This window comes from Stenotrophomonas sp. 220_Sma (assembly GCF_056487375.1).
In genome coordinates this window covers 2,183,245-2,197,384 of record NZ_CM151348.1, presented here as the reverse complement: position 1 = coordinate 2,197,384, position 14,140 = coordinate 2,183,245, and the positions used below count along the sequence as shown (strand labels likewise).

The following is a 14,140-nucleotide window of genomic DNA, read 5'->3' as shown; positions in this document are numbered from 1 at the left end:
ATACCGGAACCATGGATAGACTCAGCCTCATTGGACTCTTTCTCGCCCTGGCCTCGCTGGTCGGCGGCAGCATCCTCAAGGGCGCCGGCCTGGCGTCGTTGTGGTCGCCTGCGGCGTTCGTGATCGTCATCGTCGGCACCGTCGCCGCGATCCTGCTGCACACCTCGCCGGCGGTGTTCAAGCATGCCTTCAAGATCGTGCGCTGGGTCGTGCGCCCGCCGCACAGCGATCGCCGCGAACTGATCCAGCAGATCGTCGAGTGGAGCAACATCGCCCGCCGCCAGGGCCTGCTGGGCCTGGAATCGCAGGTGGAAGCACAGCAGGACCCGTTCCTGCGCAAGGGCCTGCAGCTGCTGGTGGACGGCGTCGAACCCGAATCGATGCGGCACATGCTGGAAATCGAACTGGGCAGCCAGGAACACCAGGACCAGGCCGGTGCCAAGGTCTTCGAAGCGATGGGCATCTATGCACCGACGCTGGGCATCATCGGTGCCGTGCTTGGCCTGATCGCGGTGATGAAGAACCTGGCCGATCCGAGCAAGCTCGGCCACGGCATCGCCGCCGCGTTCACCGCCACCATCTACGGCATCGCCTCGGCCAACCTGCTGTTCCTGCCGGTGGCCGCCAAGCTCAAGAGTGTGATCTCGCACAACACCCGCGACCGCGAAATGGTCATCGAAGGCCTGATCTCGATCGCCCAGGGCGAAAACCCGCGCAACATCGAAACCAACCTCTCCGGCTTCCTGCACTGACATGGCCCGCCGCAAGCACCACGAAGAGCACGCCAACCACGAAGCATGGGCGATCCCCTATGCCGACCTGATGACGCTGCTGCTCGCCTTCTTCGTGGTCATGTACGCGATTTCCTCGGTGAACGAAGGCAAGTACCGGATCATGGCCGACGCGCTGACCGATGCCTTCGGGGGCGCGCCGCGCACCATCAATCCGGTACAGGTGGGCAACAAGCAGGTGCAGGGTGGCGGCTGGGACAGCCCCTCGGTGATCAAGTCCGGCACCAAGATCGGGCCCTCGGCGCCTGCGCCGTCGCACGACCCGACCCTGCTGCCGTCGATGGCCTCGCAGATGCGCATGCCTGTTTCGGTGCACAACCAGGAGCAGATCGCGCGCGCCGAGCGCCAGCTCAACAGCATCGCGGACCGCCTGACCGCCGCACTGGCGCCGCTGATCGACCGCGGCATGATCAGCGTGCGCCGCACCGAGCTGTGGATCGAAGTCGAGATCAACAGCGACATCCTGTTCCCCACCGGTTCGGCCGCGCTGGACGTGCATGCGCGGCAGACCCTGGCCAGCCTGGCCGAGGTCCTGCGCGACGTACCCAACAGCGTGCGCGTGGAAGGCCACACCGACAACGTACCGATCGCCACCGCCACCTTCCCGTCGAACTGGGAACTGTCGGCCGGGCGCGCGGCCAGCGTGGTGCACCTGTTCGCCGACCAGGGCGTGCAGCCGTCGCGGCTGGCGATGGTCGGCTACGGCCAGTTCCGCCCGCGCGAAGAGAACGACAGCGCGCAGGGCCGCAACCGCAACCGCCGGGTGATGGTCATCATCCTGGCCGACACCTCGCACTCGGTGGACCCGCTCGGCCAGCGCCTGAACGCAGCCACCGGCGCCACCCGGAACACCGATACCGAACAAGCCGCGGCAACTCCGGCTACCGCCCCCACCTCCCCCATCGCACCGGTGAAGTTGCCGCCGGTGCCGGCTGGCAGCCGCGTCGGCGCCGCCGTTCCCCCGGCAATGAAGGAGTAATCCGATGCGCATCTGGGCAGTCGCCAACCAGAAGGGCGGAGTCGGCAAGACCACCACCACCCTCGCCCTCGGCCGCGGACTGGCCGCACTTGGCCATCGCGTGCTGTTGATCGACCTCGATCCGCACGCCTCGCTCAGCCGCGCGTTCGGCGTACCGGTGGACCCGCCGCCGGCTGGCGTGCTGGAGCTGTTCGGCGCCCCGCCCGCCGATCTTTCCAGCCTGTGCCATGCCAGCAGCATCCATGGCCTGGACTATGTCTGCGCACAGTCCGCGCTGGCCACGCTGGAACGCCGCAGCGCCAACCAGCCTGGCCTTGGCCTGGCACTGCAGAATGCGCTTGCGCGCCACCAGGGCCAGCACGACTACATCCTGCTGGACTGCGCCCCCACCCTCGGCCTGTTGATGATCAATGCGCTGGCCGCAGCCGATCGCCTGATCATCCCCACCCAGGCCGAGCCGCTGGCCCTGCATGGCCTGGATGGCATGGTCCGCACCGGCGAGATGGTCGAACGCTCGCGCCGCCGCCCGCTGCCGATCTCGATCCTGCCGACCCTGTTCGACCGCCGCACCCGCGCCGGCAACGAGTCGCTGCGCACGATGCAGGATCGTCACGGCACCCGTGTGTGGGAAGACGCGATTCCGATCGACACCCGCATCAGCAACGCCGCCGGCCTGACCCTGCCGAGCGTTGGTGAGGATTACCCGGGCCGCGGCCTGGCCGCCTATCGCCGCGCGCTGAACTGGATCCTCGGCGAGGATGCCCGCGCCCTGGAGCAGGCCGCATGAACAGCACCGGTGTACTGGACGACTACCTGGACGAACTGCTGGGCGAAGCGATCGCCGTGGCACCACCGGCTGCGCCGCCGCCGGCGAGCGACGAAGCGTGCCCAGCAATTGCAGCCGACGCCGAACGCGAGCCGACCTGGGATGACCTGCCGGCCGAGGTGATCTACGAAACCGAGACCGTCGCCGCTGCGCCTGCCGTCGACAACGCCGCACTCGAAGCCGCCTTCGAGGCGGCCGCAACGGCTGAGCGCGAACCCACCTGGGACGATCTGCCCGCCGAAGTGATCTACGAAACGGAGACTGTTGCTGCTGCCGCGGCAGAGGACGACGCAGCACTGGAGGCCGCCTTCGAGGCCGCCGCAATGCCTGTCGCCGCCCCCGAGCGCGAACCGACCTGGGATGACCTGCCTGACGAGGTGATCCACGAGACGGCCCCTGCTCCCGCCACCGCCAAGTCCGGCCCGGAACCTACATGGGACGACCTGCCGGACGAAGTGATCTACGAGACCGATCCGGCCGACAGCCATCGACTCGCCCACACCGACAGCCCCGGCCTGGAAGCCGCGTTCGAGGCCGCTGCCGGCGGCGAGGACGTTCCTGCGCCACCAGCGGCCGTGGTCACAGCACCCGCTCCAGTTGCACGCACCGATGCCGCGCCGCCCCCGCGCGTGGCCGTGGACGCGCCAGCAGGCAACCGCCCGAGCAGCTGGCAGGAGCTGCAGGCACAGGCACATCGGCCCGCCAGCAGCCCGCATCCACAGAACCGACGCGCCGGCGAGCGCACCTCGCGCTGGCTGCGCCTGCGCTGCGGCACCCAGGCCTATGCACTGGAACTGCTGAAAGTGCAGGAAGTGGTGCTGCCAGTGCCGCTGCTGCCCTTGCGCGGTACTGCGCCGGCCATGCTGGGCATCATGAACCTGCGTGGCCAGGTGGTACCGGTGATGGACCTCGGCCTGCACCTGGGCGCCGCGGCCGCCGAAGACGACTCACAGACCCGCATCGTGGTGCTGGAGGAAGACGGCGAGACCATCGGCCTGCGCGTGTCGGCAGTGGAAGATGTCGCCAACCTCACCGACTCGCAGATCGAGCCGCCCGATACCGCGCGCATCTGCCAGATCTCCAACGACCTGTTCCGTGGCGTCGCCAGGGTCAGCCAGCGCCCAATGATCCTGCTGGATGCCACCCGGTTGTTGAGTTGAGCGAAAAAAGGGGACGGAGGGGATTAAGTCGCAATCGACCAGGCTCTCCCGCAGCCACCCTCGGCAACCGCGACCACGCAGTGGGGACGTAAGGTATTGATCCAACGGATCAACGCCTTGCGTCCCCGACAGGCACCGCATCGGCGCAAAGCGCCGAGCCAGTTGCGACTTAATCCCCTCCGTCCCCTTTTCAACAGCGCCCGCATCGGCGCACCGCGTCGATTCCCCTAAAGAACCCCACCGGGGTGCCGTTATGGATCACGGAACCGTTTGTCCGGAGCAACGATGAGCACTGTCGAACTGGGTGGGGATCTCGGCATCGAGAGCACCACCGAGCTCAAGAACCGCCTCGCCCCGCTGGTGGCGCAGGCAGGCGAGCTGACCCTGGATGCCAGCCAGGTCGCCCGCATCCACACGGCCGCCGTGCAGGTGCTGTGTGCGTTCGTGCAGGCCCGCCGCGAGGCAGGCCTCGGCACCGGCTTCCACGGTTGCACTGCAACCTTCCGTGACGCCGCGCGCCTGCTGGGCGTCACCCAGGCCCTGGGCCTGGACGTAACCCATGACAACCTGAAATCTGTGGAGAACGCTGCATGAGCGCACGTATCTTGGTGGTGGACGATTCGGCGTCAATGCGCCAGATGGTGTCCTTTGCCCTCACCTCGGCCGGTTTTGCCGTCGAAGAAGCTGAAGACGGCGCGGTCGCGCTCGGTCGCGCCAAGGGCCAGCGCTTCAATGCGGTGGTCACCGACGTCAACATGCCGAACATGGACGGCATCGCGCTGATCCGCGAACTGCGCCAGCTGCCGGACTACAAGTTCACGCCGCTGCTGATGCTGACCACCGAATCGGCCGCCGACAAGAAGTCCGAAGGCAAGGCCGCCGGTGCCACCGGCTGGCTGGTCAAGCCGTTCAATCCGGAACAGCTGGTCGCCACCGTGCAGAAAGTGCTGGGCTGATCGCCCGCCACCGCTCCCCCTCTTCGCTTCCGGACCACCACTGCCATGAGCATGGACCTGCAACGCTTCCACGCCACCTTCTTCGAGGAGAGCCGCGAAGGCCTCGACGCGATGGAGGCTGGCCTGCTGGCCCTGGAATCGGGGCAGCAGGACGCGGAGATCATCAATTCGGTGTTCCGCGCCGCCCACTCGATCAAGGGCGGCGCCGGCACCTTCGGCTTCGACGCGATCGCCGGCCTGACCCATGTGCTGGAAACGCTGCTCGATGAGCTGCGTGCCGGCAAGCGGGCGCTGGAAGGCCACGCCGTCGACGCCATGCTGTCCTCGGTGGACGTGCTGCGCGCCCTGCTGCGCGAAGCCGAACACGGCCAGGCCGCCGATCCCGCCGCAGTTGCTGCGGTGAAGGCGCGCCTGGAGGCGGTTCTTTCCGGGGAGGCCGCAGCGAGCGCCCCCGCGGCCGCCGCAGCCAAGGTGGACGATACGCCGGAAGCCTGGCAGATCGGTTTCACCCCGGCGCCATCGCTGTTCATGAGCGGCAACGACCCGCTGCGCATCATCCGCGAACTGGAACATCTCGGTTCGCTGCAGGTCGCCGCGCGCATGGAACGCCTGCCCGGCTTCGCCCAGCTCGACCCGCTGGAGGCCCACCTGGCGTGGGATCTCGGCCTGGTCGGCAAGGTGCCGCGCAGCAAGATCGAAGACACCTTCGCCTGGGTGCTGGACGACTGCGAACTGGACATCCGTCCGGCTGCGCCGCCGAGCCTGGCCACCGAGGCACCTGCCACACCCGCCCCTTCCACACCGGCTGCCGTTCTACCGGCGGCACCCGCCGCCGCTGCCAGCAGCGCTGGCGGCCAGGAAGCCGAAACCTCGATCCGGGTCAGCGTCGACAAGGTCGATGCGCTGATCAACCTGGTCGGCGAACTGGTCATCACCCAGGCCATGCTCAAGCAGGTCTCGCACGCGCTGGACCCGGTCCACGCCGAGAGCCTGTTCGCCGGCCTGGACCAGCTTGAACGCAACACCCGCGACCTGCAGGAAGCGGTGATCGGCGTGCGCATGCTGCCGGTCGATGCGGTGTTCCGCCGCTTCCCGCGCCTGGTCCGCGACCTGTCCAGCCGCCTCGGCAAGCAGGTACGCCTGCGCACCGTCGGCGAAGGCACCGAACTGGACAAGGGCCTGATCGAAAAGATCGCCGATCCGCTGGTGCACCTGGTGCGCAACTCGATCGACCACGGTCTGGAAATGCCCGACGTACGTCGCGGTGCGGGCAAGGACGAGACCGGCACGATCACCCTGGCAGCCTCGCATCAGGGCGGCCATATCGTCATCGAAGTCAGCGACGACGGCCGCGGCCTGGACCGCGCCAAGATCCTGGCCAAGGCCACCGAACGCGGCCTGGCGGTGCCGGACAACCCGACCGATTCGCAGGTCTGGGACCTGATTTTCCAGCCGGGTTTCTCCACCGCCGATGCAGTCACCGACCTGTCCGGCCGTGGCGTCGGCATGGACGTGGTCCGCCGCAACATCCAGGCGCTGGGGGGCGAGGTCCAGATCGAAAGCAGCCTCGGCGCTGGCACCCGCACGCTGATCCGGCTGCCGCTGACCCTGGCCATCCTCGACGGCATGACCGTGGCGGTGGCCGGTGAAACCCTGATCCTGCCGCTGGCTTATGTGCTTGAGGCCCTGCAGCCGCAGGCCGAGGACATCCGCAGCATGGCCGGCGAAGGCCGCGTGCTGCGCGTGCGTGGCGAGTATCTGCCGATCCTGTCGCTGAGCGAGTACTACGGCTACGGCAACCGCGCACCGGGCAGCGAATCGCTGGTGGTGGTGGTTGAAGGTGATGGCCAGAAGATTGCGCTGGAAGTGGACGAGCTGGTCGGTCAGCAGCAGGTGGTGGTGAAGAACATCGAGAACAACTACCGCCGCATCGGCGGGGTATCCGGTGCCACCATCCTTGGCGATGGCCGCGTGGCCCTGATCGTCGACATCGGCGGTCTGGTGCGCTCGCTGCGGATGCCGCAGGCCGCCTGATCCACGTTGCATGCGTGCACTGAGCCGCCGCCCTTCGGGGCGGCGGTTTTCGTTTGCGCGCACGGCCACGATCTGACCGCGCTCGCTTCGCCAGGCATACCGTGAACTCCGTCTGCACGAAGGTTTCGGGCGCAACCTTGCCGTTCAAGCGAAAGCCCTGTCATGGCGCCACTTTCGCGCCGCCGTCCCTACGCAACCGAATGTGATCTGCGTCCATAAAGTCCATCCGAACTGCGCCGCTATTTCGCTTTGACGGCCGTCACCGAACCCCCACCGGGCACCACCGTTCGCTCTGCAACCACCCCCAGCCGACGCAACGACGCCGGCGCCCTGCCCACCTGGAGCACCCTGCATGAAGTGGTTCCACGATCTGCCCATCGCCCGCAAGCTGGCCGTGGGGTTCACCCTCACCACCTTGATGACCCTCGTCCTCGGCGCATTCGCACTGCTGCGGCTCAACGAGGCCAACAAGCAACTGGGCGAAATGGCCAGCAACGATATTCCCTCGGTGCAGCATCTCGGCGAGGCGCGCTCGCAACTCGGCGAGTTCCGCACCTACGAGCTGGCTCTGTTGAGCATGCTCGACCAGCCTGACAAGGTGGCCGACTACTACAAGCGCATGGACGACACCGCCAAGGCCGTACATGACGAACTGGCCGCCTACTCGGCACTGCCAGCCCTGGCCAAGGAGCGCGAGCTGTACGCTGCGGCAAACGTGCAACTGGACCGCTACTTCGCTGCCAACAAGGCCATGCGCGAAGCCGTCGCGGCAGGCGACGGCACCTTGGCGCGGCAGATCTCCGACGAACAGTCGCGCCCGGCCCGCCGTGATCTGTTCGCTGCGATGAAGACCCTCGGCACCCATATCGCCGGCCTGATGGATGCCAAGATCGCCGATGCAAATGCCACCCACCGCGCCAGCATGATCGCCATCATCGGCTGCATCGTGCTGCTGTCGCTGGTGGCAGCCGCGCTGGCAACGGTCATCTCGCGCGCCGTCACCGGCCCGCTCGGCAAGGCCGTGCATGCCATCCAGGCCGTTGCCCGTGGCGATCTCAGCGTCAGCACCCAAGCCACCAGCAAGGACGAAGCCGGCAAGATGCTGGCCGCCACCACCGAAATGACCGCGATGCTGCGCCGCTTCTCCGAGCAGACCCAGCTGATGGCGCAGATGCACGCCGGTCCAGACATCAGCCACCGCATTCCGGAAGACTTCCCGGGCGTCTATGGGCAGCTGGCCAGCGGTATCAACACGGTCATTTTCGAACATCTCGACGCGATCCGCGATGCCATCGACGTGCTCAACCAGTACGCCACCGGCAACCTCACCCCGGACGCACGCCGCCTGCCCGGCAGCCGCGCGATCCTGCACGAGTCGATGGATGCGGCCAAGGCCAGCCTGCTGGCCATCAACACGCAGATCCAGCAGCTGGCCTCGGCCGCCGCAGCCGGCGACTTCAGCCAGCGCGGTGATGCGCAGCGTTTCGATCACGATTTCCGCGTGATGATCGAGCAGCTCAACAGCATGATGCAGGTCGCCGACGGCAACCTCGGCCAGCTCTCGCAGCTGCTGCAGTCGATCGCCGCCGGCGACCTGACCGCGCGCATGGACGGCCAGTTCAACGGCGTGTTCGCACGCATGCGTGACGACGCCAACACCACCGTCGCGCAGCTGACGCAGATCGTCGGCCAGATCCAGGCCAGCGCGTCCAGCATCACCCTCGCCGCTGGCGAGATCGCGTCGGGCAACAGCGATCTGTCGCGCCGCACCGAGCAGCAGGCCGCCAATCTGGAAGAAACCGCCGCGTCGATGGAGGAACTGACCTCCACCGTGCGCCAGAACGCCGAGCACGCCCGCCAGGCCAATCAGCTCGCCATAGGCGCACATGGCGTCGCCTCGCAGGGCGGTGAAGTGGTCGGCCAGGTGGTCACGACCATGTCGGCCATCGAAGCCTCGTCGAAGAAGATCGCCGAGATCATCTCGGTCATCGACGGAATCGCCTTCCAGACCAACATCCTGGCGTTGAATGCTGCAGTGGAAGCTGCCCGCGCAGGTGAACAGGGCCGTGGCTTCGCCGTGGTCGCCAGCGAAGTGCGCACCCTCGCCCAGCGCTCGGCCGCTGCCGCCAAGGAGATCAAGGGCCTGATTGATGATTCGGTCGGCAAGGTCGCCGAAGGCTCCAGCCTGGTGCACCAGGCCGGCAGCACCATGGGCGAGATCGTCGCCTCGGTGCAGCGCGTGACCGACATCATGGCCGAGATCTCCGCAGCGTCGCAGGAACAGAGTGCCGGCATCGAGCAGGTCAACCAGACCGTGGTGCAGATGGACGAGACCACCCAGCAGAATGCTGCGCTGGTGGAAGAAGCCACCGCTGCCGCACGTGCAATGGAAGACCAGGCCGAGCAGCTGGGTGAAGCCGTGGCCCGCTTCCGGCTGGCATCACAGGGCACGACGGCCATCCCGGCACGCCCATTGGCGGCACCGGTACCGCGCCAGGTCGCAGCCGCCGCACCGGCCGCAAAGCCGGTCCCGGCGCGTACGCTGCGCACCGCGACGGCCCAGCCGGCGCTGGCCGCAGACGGCGACTGGCAGGAGTTCTGATGTACCCGGGGTCGGATCCCTTTCCTTCGGGAAAGGGATCCGACCCCTGACGCATGGAAAGTGATGCAATTCTCACTTCATAATCGGGCACAGTGGCCGATATCCCCATCGAGCCTCGCGCCAACGCGTGCTGGCGCCCGCCCCTGACCGTAGATTCCATGTCCGACGGCAACGACACTGCAGTGCATGATGTCCACGCGGCTGATGCCGCTGACGAACGTTTCCTGGTCCGTAATCCGCGCCAGCTGCGGCAGCTGTTGCGATCGCTGATCGACCAGCGATCACTGATCAATGCGCATATCGACGGCCGCGACCGCTCGTTCCCGACCGCGCTGCTTGAACTCGACGAGGACGACGACACCCTGCTGCTCGATGGCAGCCCGCAGGAGGCGTCCAACCGCGCCGCCGAACAGGCCGACCATCTGCTGTGCTTTGCCCAGCTCGAACGCGTGCTGGTGCGGTTCCGCCTGCAGGCACTGCAGCGTGTGGACAACGACGGCCACGTCGCCTTCCGTGCCCCTCTGCCGGACGAACTGGTCCATCTGCAGCGACGTGAGATGTACCGGCTGGAGACGCCAGTCACCGATTCGCCCCAGCTGCTGATCCCCGCCGGCGAGAGCCGTGCCGAAGCGCTGTCGATGCGGGTGGTGGACATCAGCGGCGGCGGCCTGGCGGTGGCCGTACCTACCGACTGCGCGGTGTTCAGCCTGCAGAAGCGCTACCCGGCGATGCTGTCGCTGCCCGACGGCCCCGACCTGGAGATCGAGCTGGTCGTCTGCAACCTGCTGCCGCAGCGCCAACCCAATGGCATCGAGATCAAGCGCGTGGGCATGCGCTTCGACATCCTGCCGCGTGGCGCCGACAGTGCCATCCAGCGCTACATCTTCCGCATCGACCGCCAGCGCAAGGCGCGCCGCAACGGCGAGCTGTAAGGCCTCCCGACCGGTAGTGCCGGCCGCTGGCCGGCACTCCCGCTTCCCGTGTAGATCCACGCCATGCGTGGATGCCCCCATCTTCCCCGGTAGATCCACGCCATGCGTGGATGCCTTCCCCGGGCACCTAAAGTCCCCCACCGAGGGGCCGATATCGAGCCTGACACCGGGACTTCCGGCAGAACCAGGACCCCTCGATGAACGACAAGACCAGCTCCGCCGCCAGCGCCGGTGGCGAATTCCTCAGCTTCACCCTCGGTGCCGAGCACTACGGCGTGGACATCCTCAAGGTCCAGGAAATCCGCGGCTATGACGCGGTCACCCGGGTCCCGGATGCACCGGACTACATCAAGGGCGTGATCAACCTGCGCGGCACCATCGTCCCGGTGATCGACCTGCGCCTGAAGCTGCGCCTGGACGATGCCCGCTACGACGCCTTCACCGTGATGATCGTGCTGAACGTCGACGACCGCGTGGTCGGCATCGTCGTGGACAGCGTCTCCGACGTGATCCCGCTGTCGGCCGAGCAGATCCGCCCGACCCCGGAATTCGGCGCTGCCGTCGATACCCGCTTCATTTCCGGCATCGGCACCCAGGACGACCGCATGCTGATCCTGCTGGACATCGAGACCCTGCTGGACAGCGCCGACATGGGCCAGGCCAGCGTCGTTGAAGACGCCGCCGCCTGAGCCAGCGGACCTGCTTCACGTTCTGGTCACAAAACCCTTCAGTTCCCCCCGGCAGTGCCGATAGGGGGACAGAAGCCGGCCGCGCAGGAGCGCGCAGGACCGGAACGACCATCACCATCCCCGGAGATACACCTCGATGAAGTCCCTGCTTGCGTTCGTTTCGGCCGCTGTCCTGGCCACCACTGCGTCCTCCGCTTTCGCCCAGGCGGCCGACATGATCCCGCCGGAACTGGCACCGCGCTCGGTCGGCAAGGACGGCATGGTCTGTGGCAAGGTCGAGAAGGCTCGCTACGCGGAAGGTTCCGAAGGCCAGCCGACCTTCCTGTACATGGGCGGCGCCTTCCCGCGCCACACCTTCTCGGCCCGCATCGCTGGCGAGAACCGCGGCAAGTTCTCCTTCCCGCTGGAAACCCTGGAAGGCAAGACCGTCTGCGTGATCGGCAAGATCCAGCGCGACGCCTCGCGCGCCGAAATCGAAGTCAGCTCGCCGGCCGGCCTGAAGCTGGCCAACATCAAGTAATCCGCTGTCCGTCGAACCACGCCGGCCCCTGGACCGGCGTGGTCGCTGCTGCAACCGGGCCCGACGCCCGGACGCGTCTGCCTTAGGAGATCGCAACGCCCATGCCGTGGATCAACAACCTGAAACTGATGCCGAAGCTGATGCTGACCTTCGGCGTTCTCCTGCTGGTGATGCTGCTGCAGGGCATCGTCGCCTACCGTGGCCTGCACTCGCTGAACAACGTCACCACCGAGTTGGCCGGTTCACGCATGGAGAGCATCCGCATGGCCGGCGAGATGCGCGGCATGCTCGGTGAGTACCGCAACGCCGCCTACCAGCAGCTGATCCGCGCCAGCGACGACGTCAAGGCTGATGCACGCAAGCAGTCCACTGAACTGCGCGAAAGCATGGACAAGTCGATCAAGGGCTATCCGGCGCTGGTCGACAACCCGCAGCAGAAGAAGCTGTTCGATACCTTCGCCAAGGAATGGAAGGAGGCACTGGCCTCCTACGACAGCGTCACCGAGATGCTGGAGCTGGACCTGCCCGACGATGCGATCGACACCTTCGTCGGTGAGACCCGCGCCAAGCACCGCAAGGCCGGGGCCGCACTGGAAGCCCTGATTGCCGAAGACAATCGCCTCGCCCGCGCTTCGCGCGAAGAGGCCGAATCCACCTACGCCGCCTCGGCCGTGCTGACCGTGATCGCCCTGCTGGGCGGTGCCGCGCTCGGCCTGGTGCTGGTCTGGCTGTTCGCACGCGCCCTGGTCGGCAGCGTGCGTGGCGCCGTCTCGGTTGCCAACGATGTGGCCGGTGGCAAGCTTGATGGCCATATCGATGTCAGCCGCAAGGACGAAGTCGGCGAGCTGATGCAGGCCATGCAGCGCATGCAGCGCGACCTGCGCGAGCGCACCGAAACCGACCAGGCCATCGCCCGCGAGAACCTGCGCATCCGCACCGCGCTGGACTACAGCTCGACCGGCGTGTACCTGACCGACACCAGCAACACCATCGTCTACAGCAATCGCGCCCTGCAGCAGACCCTGACCCAGTACCAGGACGAGGTCCGCCGCGACCTGCCGGACTTCGATGCGCAGGCCTCGCTGGTCGGCAAGCCGGTCACCGTGCTCGAGCACCGTGGCGAGATGGACCAGACCCTGCTCGGCAACCTGAAGGCGCACGGCGTGGCCCGTCGTCCGATGCAGTACGGCGATGCCCAGTTCGCCCAGGTGGTGTCGACCATCCGCAACGAAGGCGGCGACACCGTTGGCTACGTGGTGGAATGGCGCGACCGCACCCAGGAAGCGCAGGTCGAGGCCGAAGTGGCGCGCGTGATCGCCCAGGCTGCCGCCGGCGACCTGTCCGGCCGCATCGACGCCAGCGACAAGGAAGGCTTCTTCCTGCAGCTGGCCCAGCAGATCAACGGCCTGCTCGACGCCAACGCCGGCAGCATCGAACAGATCTCCGGCCTGCTCGCTGCGCTGTCGCAGGGTGATCTGACCGTGCGCATGCACGGCGATTACCAGGGCGTGTTCGCCCGCATGCGCGATGATGCCAACGCCACCGCCGCGCAGCTGAGCGAGATCGTCACCCGTATCAAGCAGTCCAGCCGTGCGATCAGCTCGGCCGCCGGCGAAATCGCCTCGGGCAACAGCGACCTGTCGCGCCGCACCGAGCAGCAGGCCGCCAACCTGGAAGAAACCGCCGCCTCGATGGAGGAGCTGACCTCGACCGTTCGCCAGAACGCCGAGCATGCCCGCCAGGCCAACCAGCTGGCCATCGGCGCACATGGCGTGGCCTCGCAGGGCGGCGACGTGGTCGGCCAGGTGGTCACCACGATGTCGGCCATCCAGGCCTCGTCGAAGAAAATCGCCGAGATCATCTCGGTCATCGACGGCATCGCGTTCCAGACCAACATCCTGGCGCTGAATGCCGCTGTGGAAGCCGCACGTGCCGGCGAACAGGGTCGTGGCTTCGCCGTGGTCGCCAGCGAGGTGCGTACCCTCGCCCAGCGCTCGGCCGCCGCCGCCAAGGAAATCAAGGGCCTGATCGACGACTCGGTCGGCAAGGTCAACGACGGCTCGGCGCTGGTGCACAAGGCCGGCGCCACCATGGGCGAGATCGTCGCCTCGGTGCAGCGCGTGACCGACATCATGGCCGAGATCTCCGCGGCTTCGCAGGAACAGAGTGCTGGCATCGAGCAGGTCAATCAGACCGTGGTGCAGATGGACGAAACCACCCAGCAGAACGCCGCGCTGGTGGAAGAAGCCACCGCCGCCGCACGCGCAATGGAAGAACAGGCCGGTCACCTCAGCGAGGCCGTGTCGATCTTCGTGGTGGACGAAGCCGAGACCGTGGTTGCCCCGCGCATCGCCGCTGCCCCGGCCCCGCGTGCTGCCGCACCGGCCGCACCGACCCCGGTCGCCCCGCCAGCCCGCCGCAGCGCCGGTGGTCGTCCGATGGCCACCGAACTGGCTGATGGAGACTGGCAGGAGTTCTGATGCCTGCCTGACCTGATGCACGAGAACGCCCTGGCCCTGCGCTGGGGCGTTTTTGTTTACGGGGTATCTGGATATCCAGCCAACGGCGAAGCCCCTCGGGGTGGTCGCGGTAGGCGCGTGGCTACTGAGGGTTGGCCGGGAGGGTGGGCTGCGCAGGGGCCGCTGCAAGTA

The 14,140-nt window shown here is 67.2% G+C and carries 12 protein-coding genes; all 12 read left to right on the top strand.

What is annotated here, in order from left to right; genetic code table 11:
* Positions 1 to 11 precede the first annotated feature (11 nt).
* Positions 12 to 752 carry a flagellar motor protein gene (locus ACZLIB_RS10320; protein ID WP_010482457.1) on the top strand — a complete coding sequence of 247 codons (741 nt, stop codon included), beginning with the start codon at positions 12 to 14 and terminating at the stop codon, positions 750 to 752.
* A gap of 1 nt (position 753) precedes the next feature.
* Positions 754 to 1,770, top strand: a complete 1,017-nt coding sequence (gene motD / locus ACZLIB_RS10315; RefSeq protein ID WP_032129222.1) for a flagellar motor protein MotD — start codon at positions 754 to 756, stop codon at positions 1,768 to 1,770.
* A gap of 4 nt (positions 1,771 to 1,774) precedes the next feature.
* Positions 1,775 to 2,557 (top strand): ParA family protein, encoded by a 783-nt coding sequence (locus ACZLIB_RS10310; RefSeq protein WP_005413243.1) that lies wholly within the window; start codon positions 1,775 to 1,777, stop codon positions 2,555 to 2,557.
* Positions 2,554 to 3,756: a chemotaxis protein CheW gene (locus ACZLIB_RS10305; RefSeq protein ID WP_285303045.1), complete on the top strand. Its 1,203-nt coding sequence runs from the start codon at positions 2,554 to 2,556 to the stop codon at positions 3,754 to 3,756. Before ACZLIB_RS10310 ends, ACZLIB_RS10305 begins: the two co-directional genes overlap by 4 nt.
* 285 nt (positions 3,757 to 4,041) lie before the next feature.
* Positions 4,042 to 4,350: an STAS domain-containing protein gene (locus ACZLIB_RS10300; protein ID WP_014037092.1), complete on the top strand. Its 309-nt coding sequence runs from the start codon at positions 4,042 to 4,044 to the stop codon at positions 4,348 to 4,350.
* A complete protein-coding gene (locus ACZLIB_RS10295) occupies positions 4,347 to 4,712 on the top strand; it encodes a response regulator (protein ID WP_005409521.1) in 366 nt (121 codons plus the stop codon). The genes ACZLIB_RS10300 and ACZLIB_RS10295 overlap by 4 nt, the downstream gene beginning before the upstream one ends.
* 45 nt (positions 4,713 to 4,757) lie before the next feature.
* Positions 4,758 to 6,746 carry a chemotaxis protein CheA gene (locus tag ACZLIB_RS10290; RefSeq protein WP_478469796.1) on the top strand — a complete coding sequence of 663 codons (1,989 nt, stop codon included), beginning with the start codon at positions 4,758 to 4,760 and terminating at the stop codon, positions 6,744 to 6,746.
* A gap of 352 nt (positions 6,747 to 7,098) precedes the next feature.
* Positions 7,099 to 9,348, top strand: a complete 2,250-nt coding sequence (locus ACZLIB_RS10285) for a methyl-accepting chemotaxis protein (protein ID WP_478469795.1) — start codon at positions 7,099 to 7,101, stop codon at positions 9,346 to 9,348.
* Between the two features lie 158 nt (positions 9,349 to 9,506).
* The gene (locus ACZLIB_RS10280; protein WP_032129226.1) at positions 9,507 to 10,280 is read left to right on the top strand and encodes a flagellar brake protein; all 774 of its coding nucleotides are present in this window, start codon (positions 9,507 to 9,509) and stop codon (positions 10,278 to 10,280) included.
* A 197-nt stretch (positions 10,281 to 10,477) separates the two neighbouring features.
* Positions 10,478 to 10,969 carry a chemotaxis protein CheW gene (locus ACZLIB_RS10275; protein ID WP_049401162.1) on the top strand — a complete coding sequence of 164 codons (492 nt, stop codon included), beginning with the start codon at positions 10,478 to 10,480 and terminating at the stop codon, positions 10,967 to 10,969.
* A 136-nt stretch (positions 10,970 to 11,105) separates the two neighbouring features.
* A complete protein-coding gene (locus tag ACZLIB_RS10270) occupies positions 11,106 to 11,489 on the top strand; it encodes a hypothetical protein (RefSeq protein WP_005409515.1) in 384 nt (127 codons plus the stop codon).
* A 101-nt stretch (positions 11,490 to 11,590) separates the two neighbouring features.
* Positions 11,591 to 13,969, top strand: coding sequence for a methyl-accepting chemotaxis protein (locus tag ACZLIB_RS10265; RefSeq protein WP_478469793.1), 2,379 nt, complete (start codon positions 11,591 to 11,593; stop codon positions 13,967 to 13,969).
* The last annotated feature ends 171 nt before the right edge of the window (positions 13,970 to 14,140 follow it).

Excerpts from the sequence above, each read along its gene's own strand:
- ACZLIB_RS10320 (WP_010482457.1), top strand. The coding sequence starts at position 12 with ATGGATAGACTCAGCCTCATTGGACTCTTTCTCGCCCTGGCCTCGCTG.
- motD (WP_032129222.1), top strand. The coding sequence starts at position 754 with ATGGCCCGCCGCAAGCACCACGAAGAGCACGCCAACCACGAAGCATGG.
- ACZLIB_RS10310 (WP_005413243.1), top strand. The coding sequence starts at position 1,775 with ATGCGCATCTGGGCAGTCGCCAACCAGAAGGGCGGAGTCGGCAAGACC.
- ACZLIB_RS10305 (WP_285303045.1), top strand. The coding sequence starts at position 2,554 with ATGAACAGCACCGGTGTACTGGACGACTACCTGGACGAACTGCTGGGC.
- ACZLIB_RS10300 (WP_014037092.1), top strand. The coding sequence starts at position 4,042 with ATGAGCACTGTCGAACTGGGTGGGGATCTCGGCATCGAGAGCACCACC.
- ACZLIB_RS10295 (WP_005409521.1), top strand. The coding sequence starts at position 4,347 with ATGAGCGCACGTATCTTGGTGGTGGACGATTCGGCGTCAATGCGCCAG.
- ACZLIB_RS10290 (WP_478469796.1), top strand. The coding sequence starts at position 4,758 with ATGAGCATGGACCTGCAACGCTTCCACGCCACCTTCTTCGAGGAGAGC.
- ACZLIB_RS10285 (WP_478469795.1), top strand. The coding sequence starts at position 7,099 with ATGAAGTGGTTCCACGATCTGCCCATCGCCCGCAAGCTGGCCGTGGGG.
- ACZLIB_RS10280 (WP_032129226.1), top strand. The coding sequence starts at position 9,507 with ATGTCCGACGGCAACGACACTGCAGTGCATGATGTCCACGCGGCTGAT.
- ACZLIB_RS10275 (WP_049401162.1), top strand. The coding sequence starts at position 10,478 with ATGAACGACAAGACCAGCTCCGCCGCCAGCGCCGGTGGCGAATTCCTC.
- ACZLIB_RS10270 (WP_005409515.1), top strand. The coding sequence starts at position 11,106 with ATGAAGTCCCTGCTTGCGTTCGTTTCGGCCGCTGTCCTGGCCACCACT.
- ACZLIB_RS10265 (WP_478469793.1), top strand. The coding sequence starts at position 11,591 with ATGCCGTGGATCAACAACCTGAAACTGATGCCGAAGCTGATGCTGACC.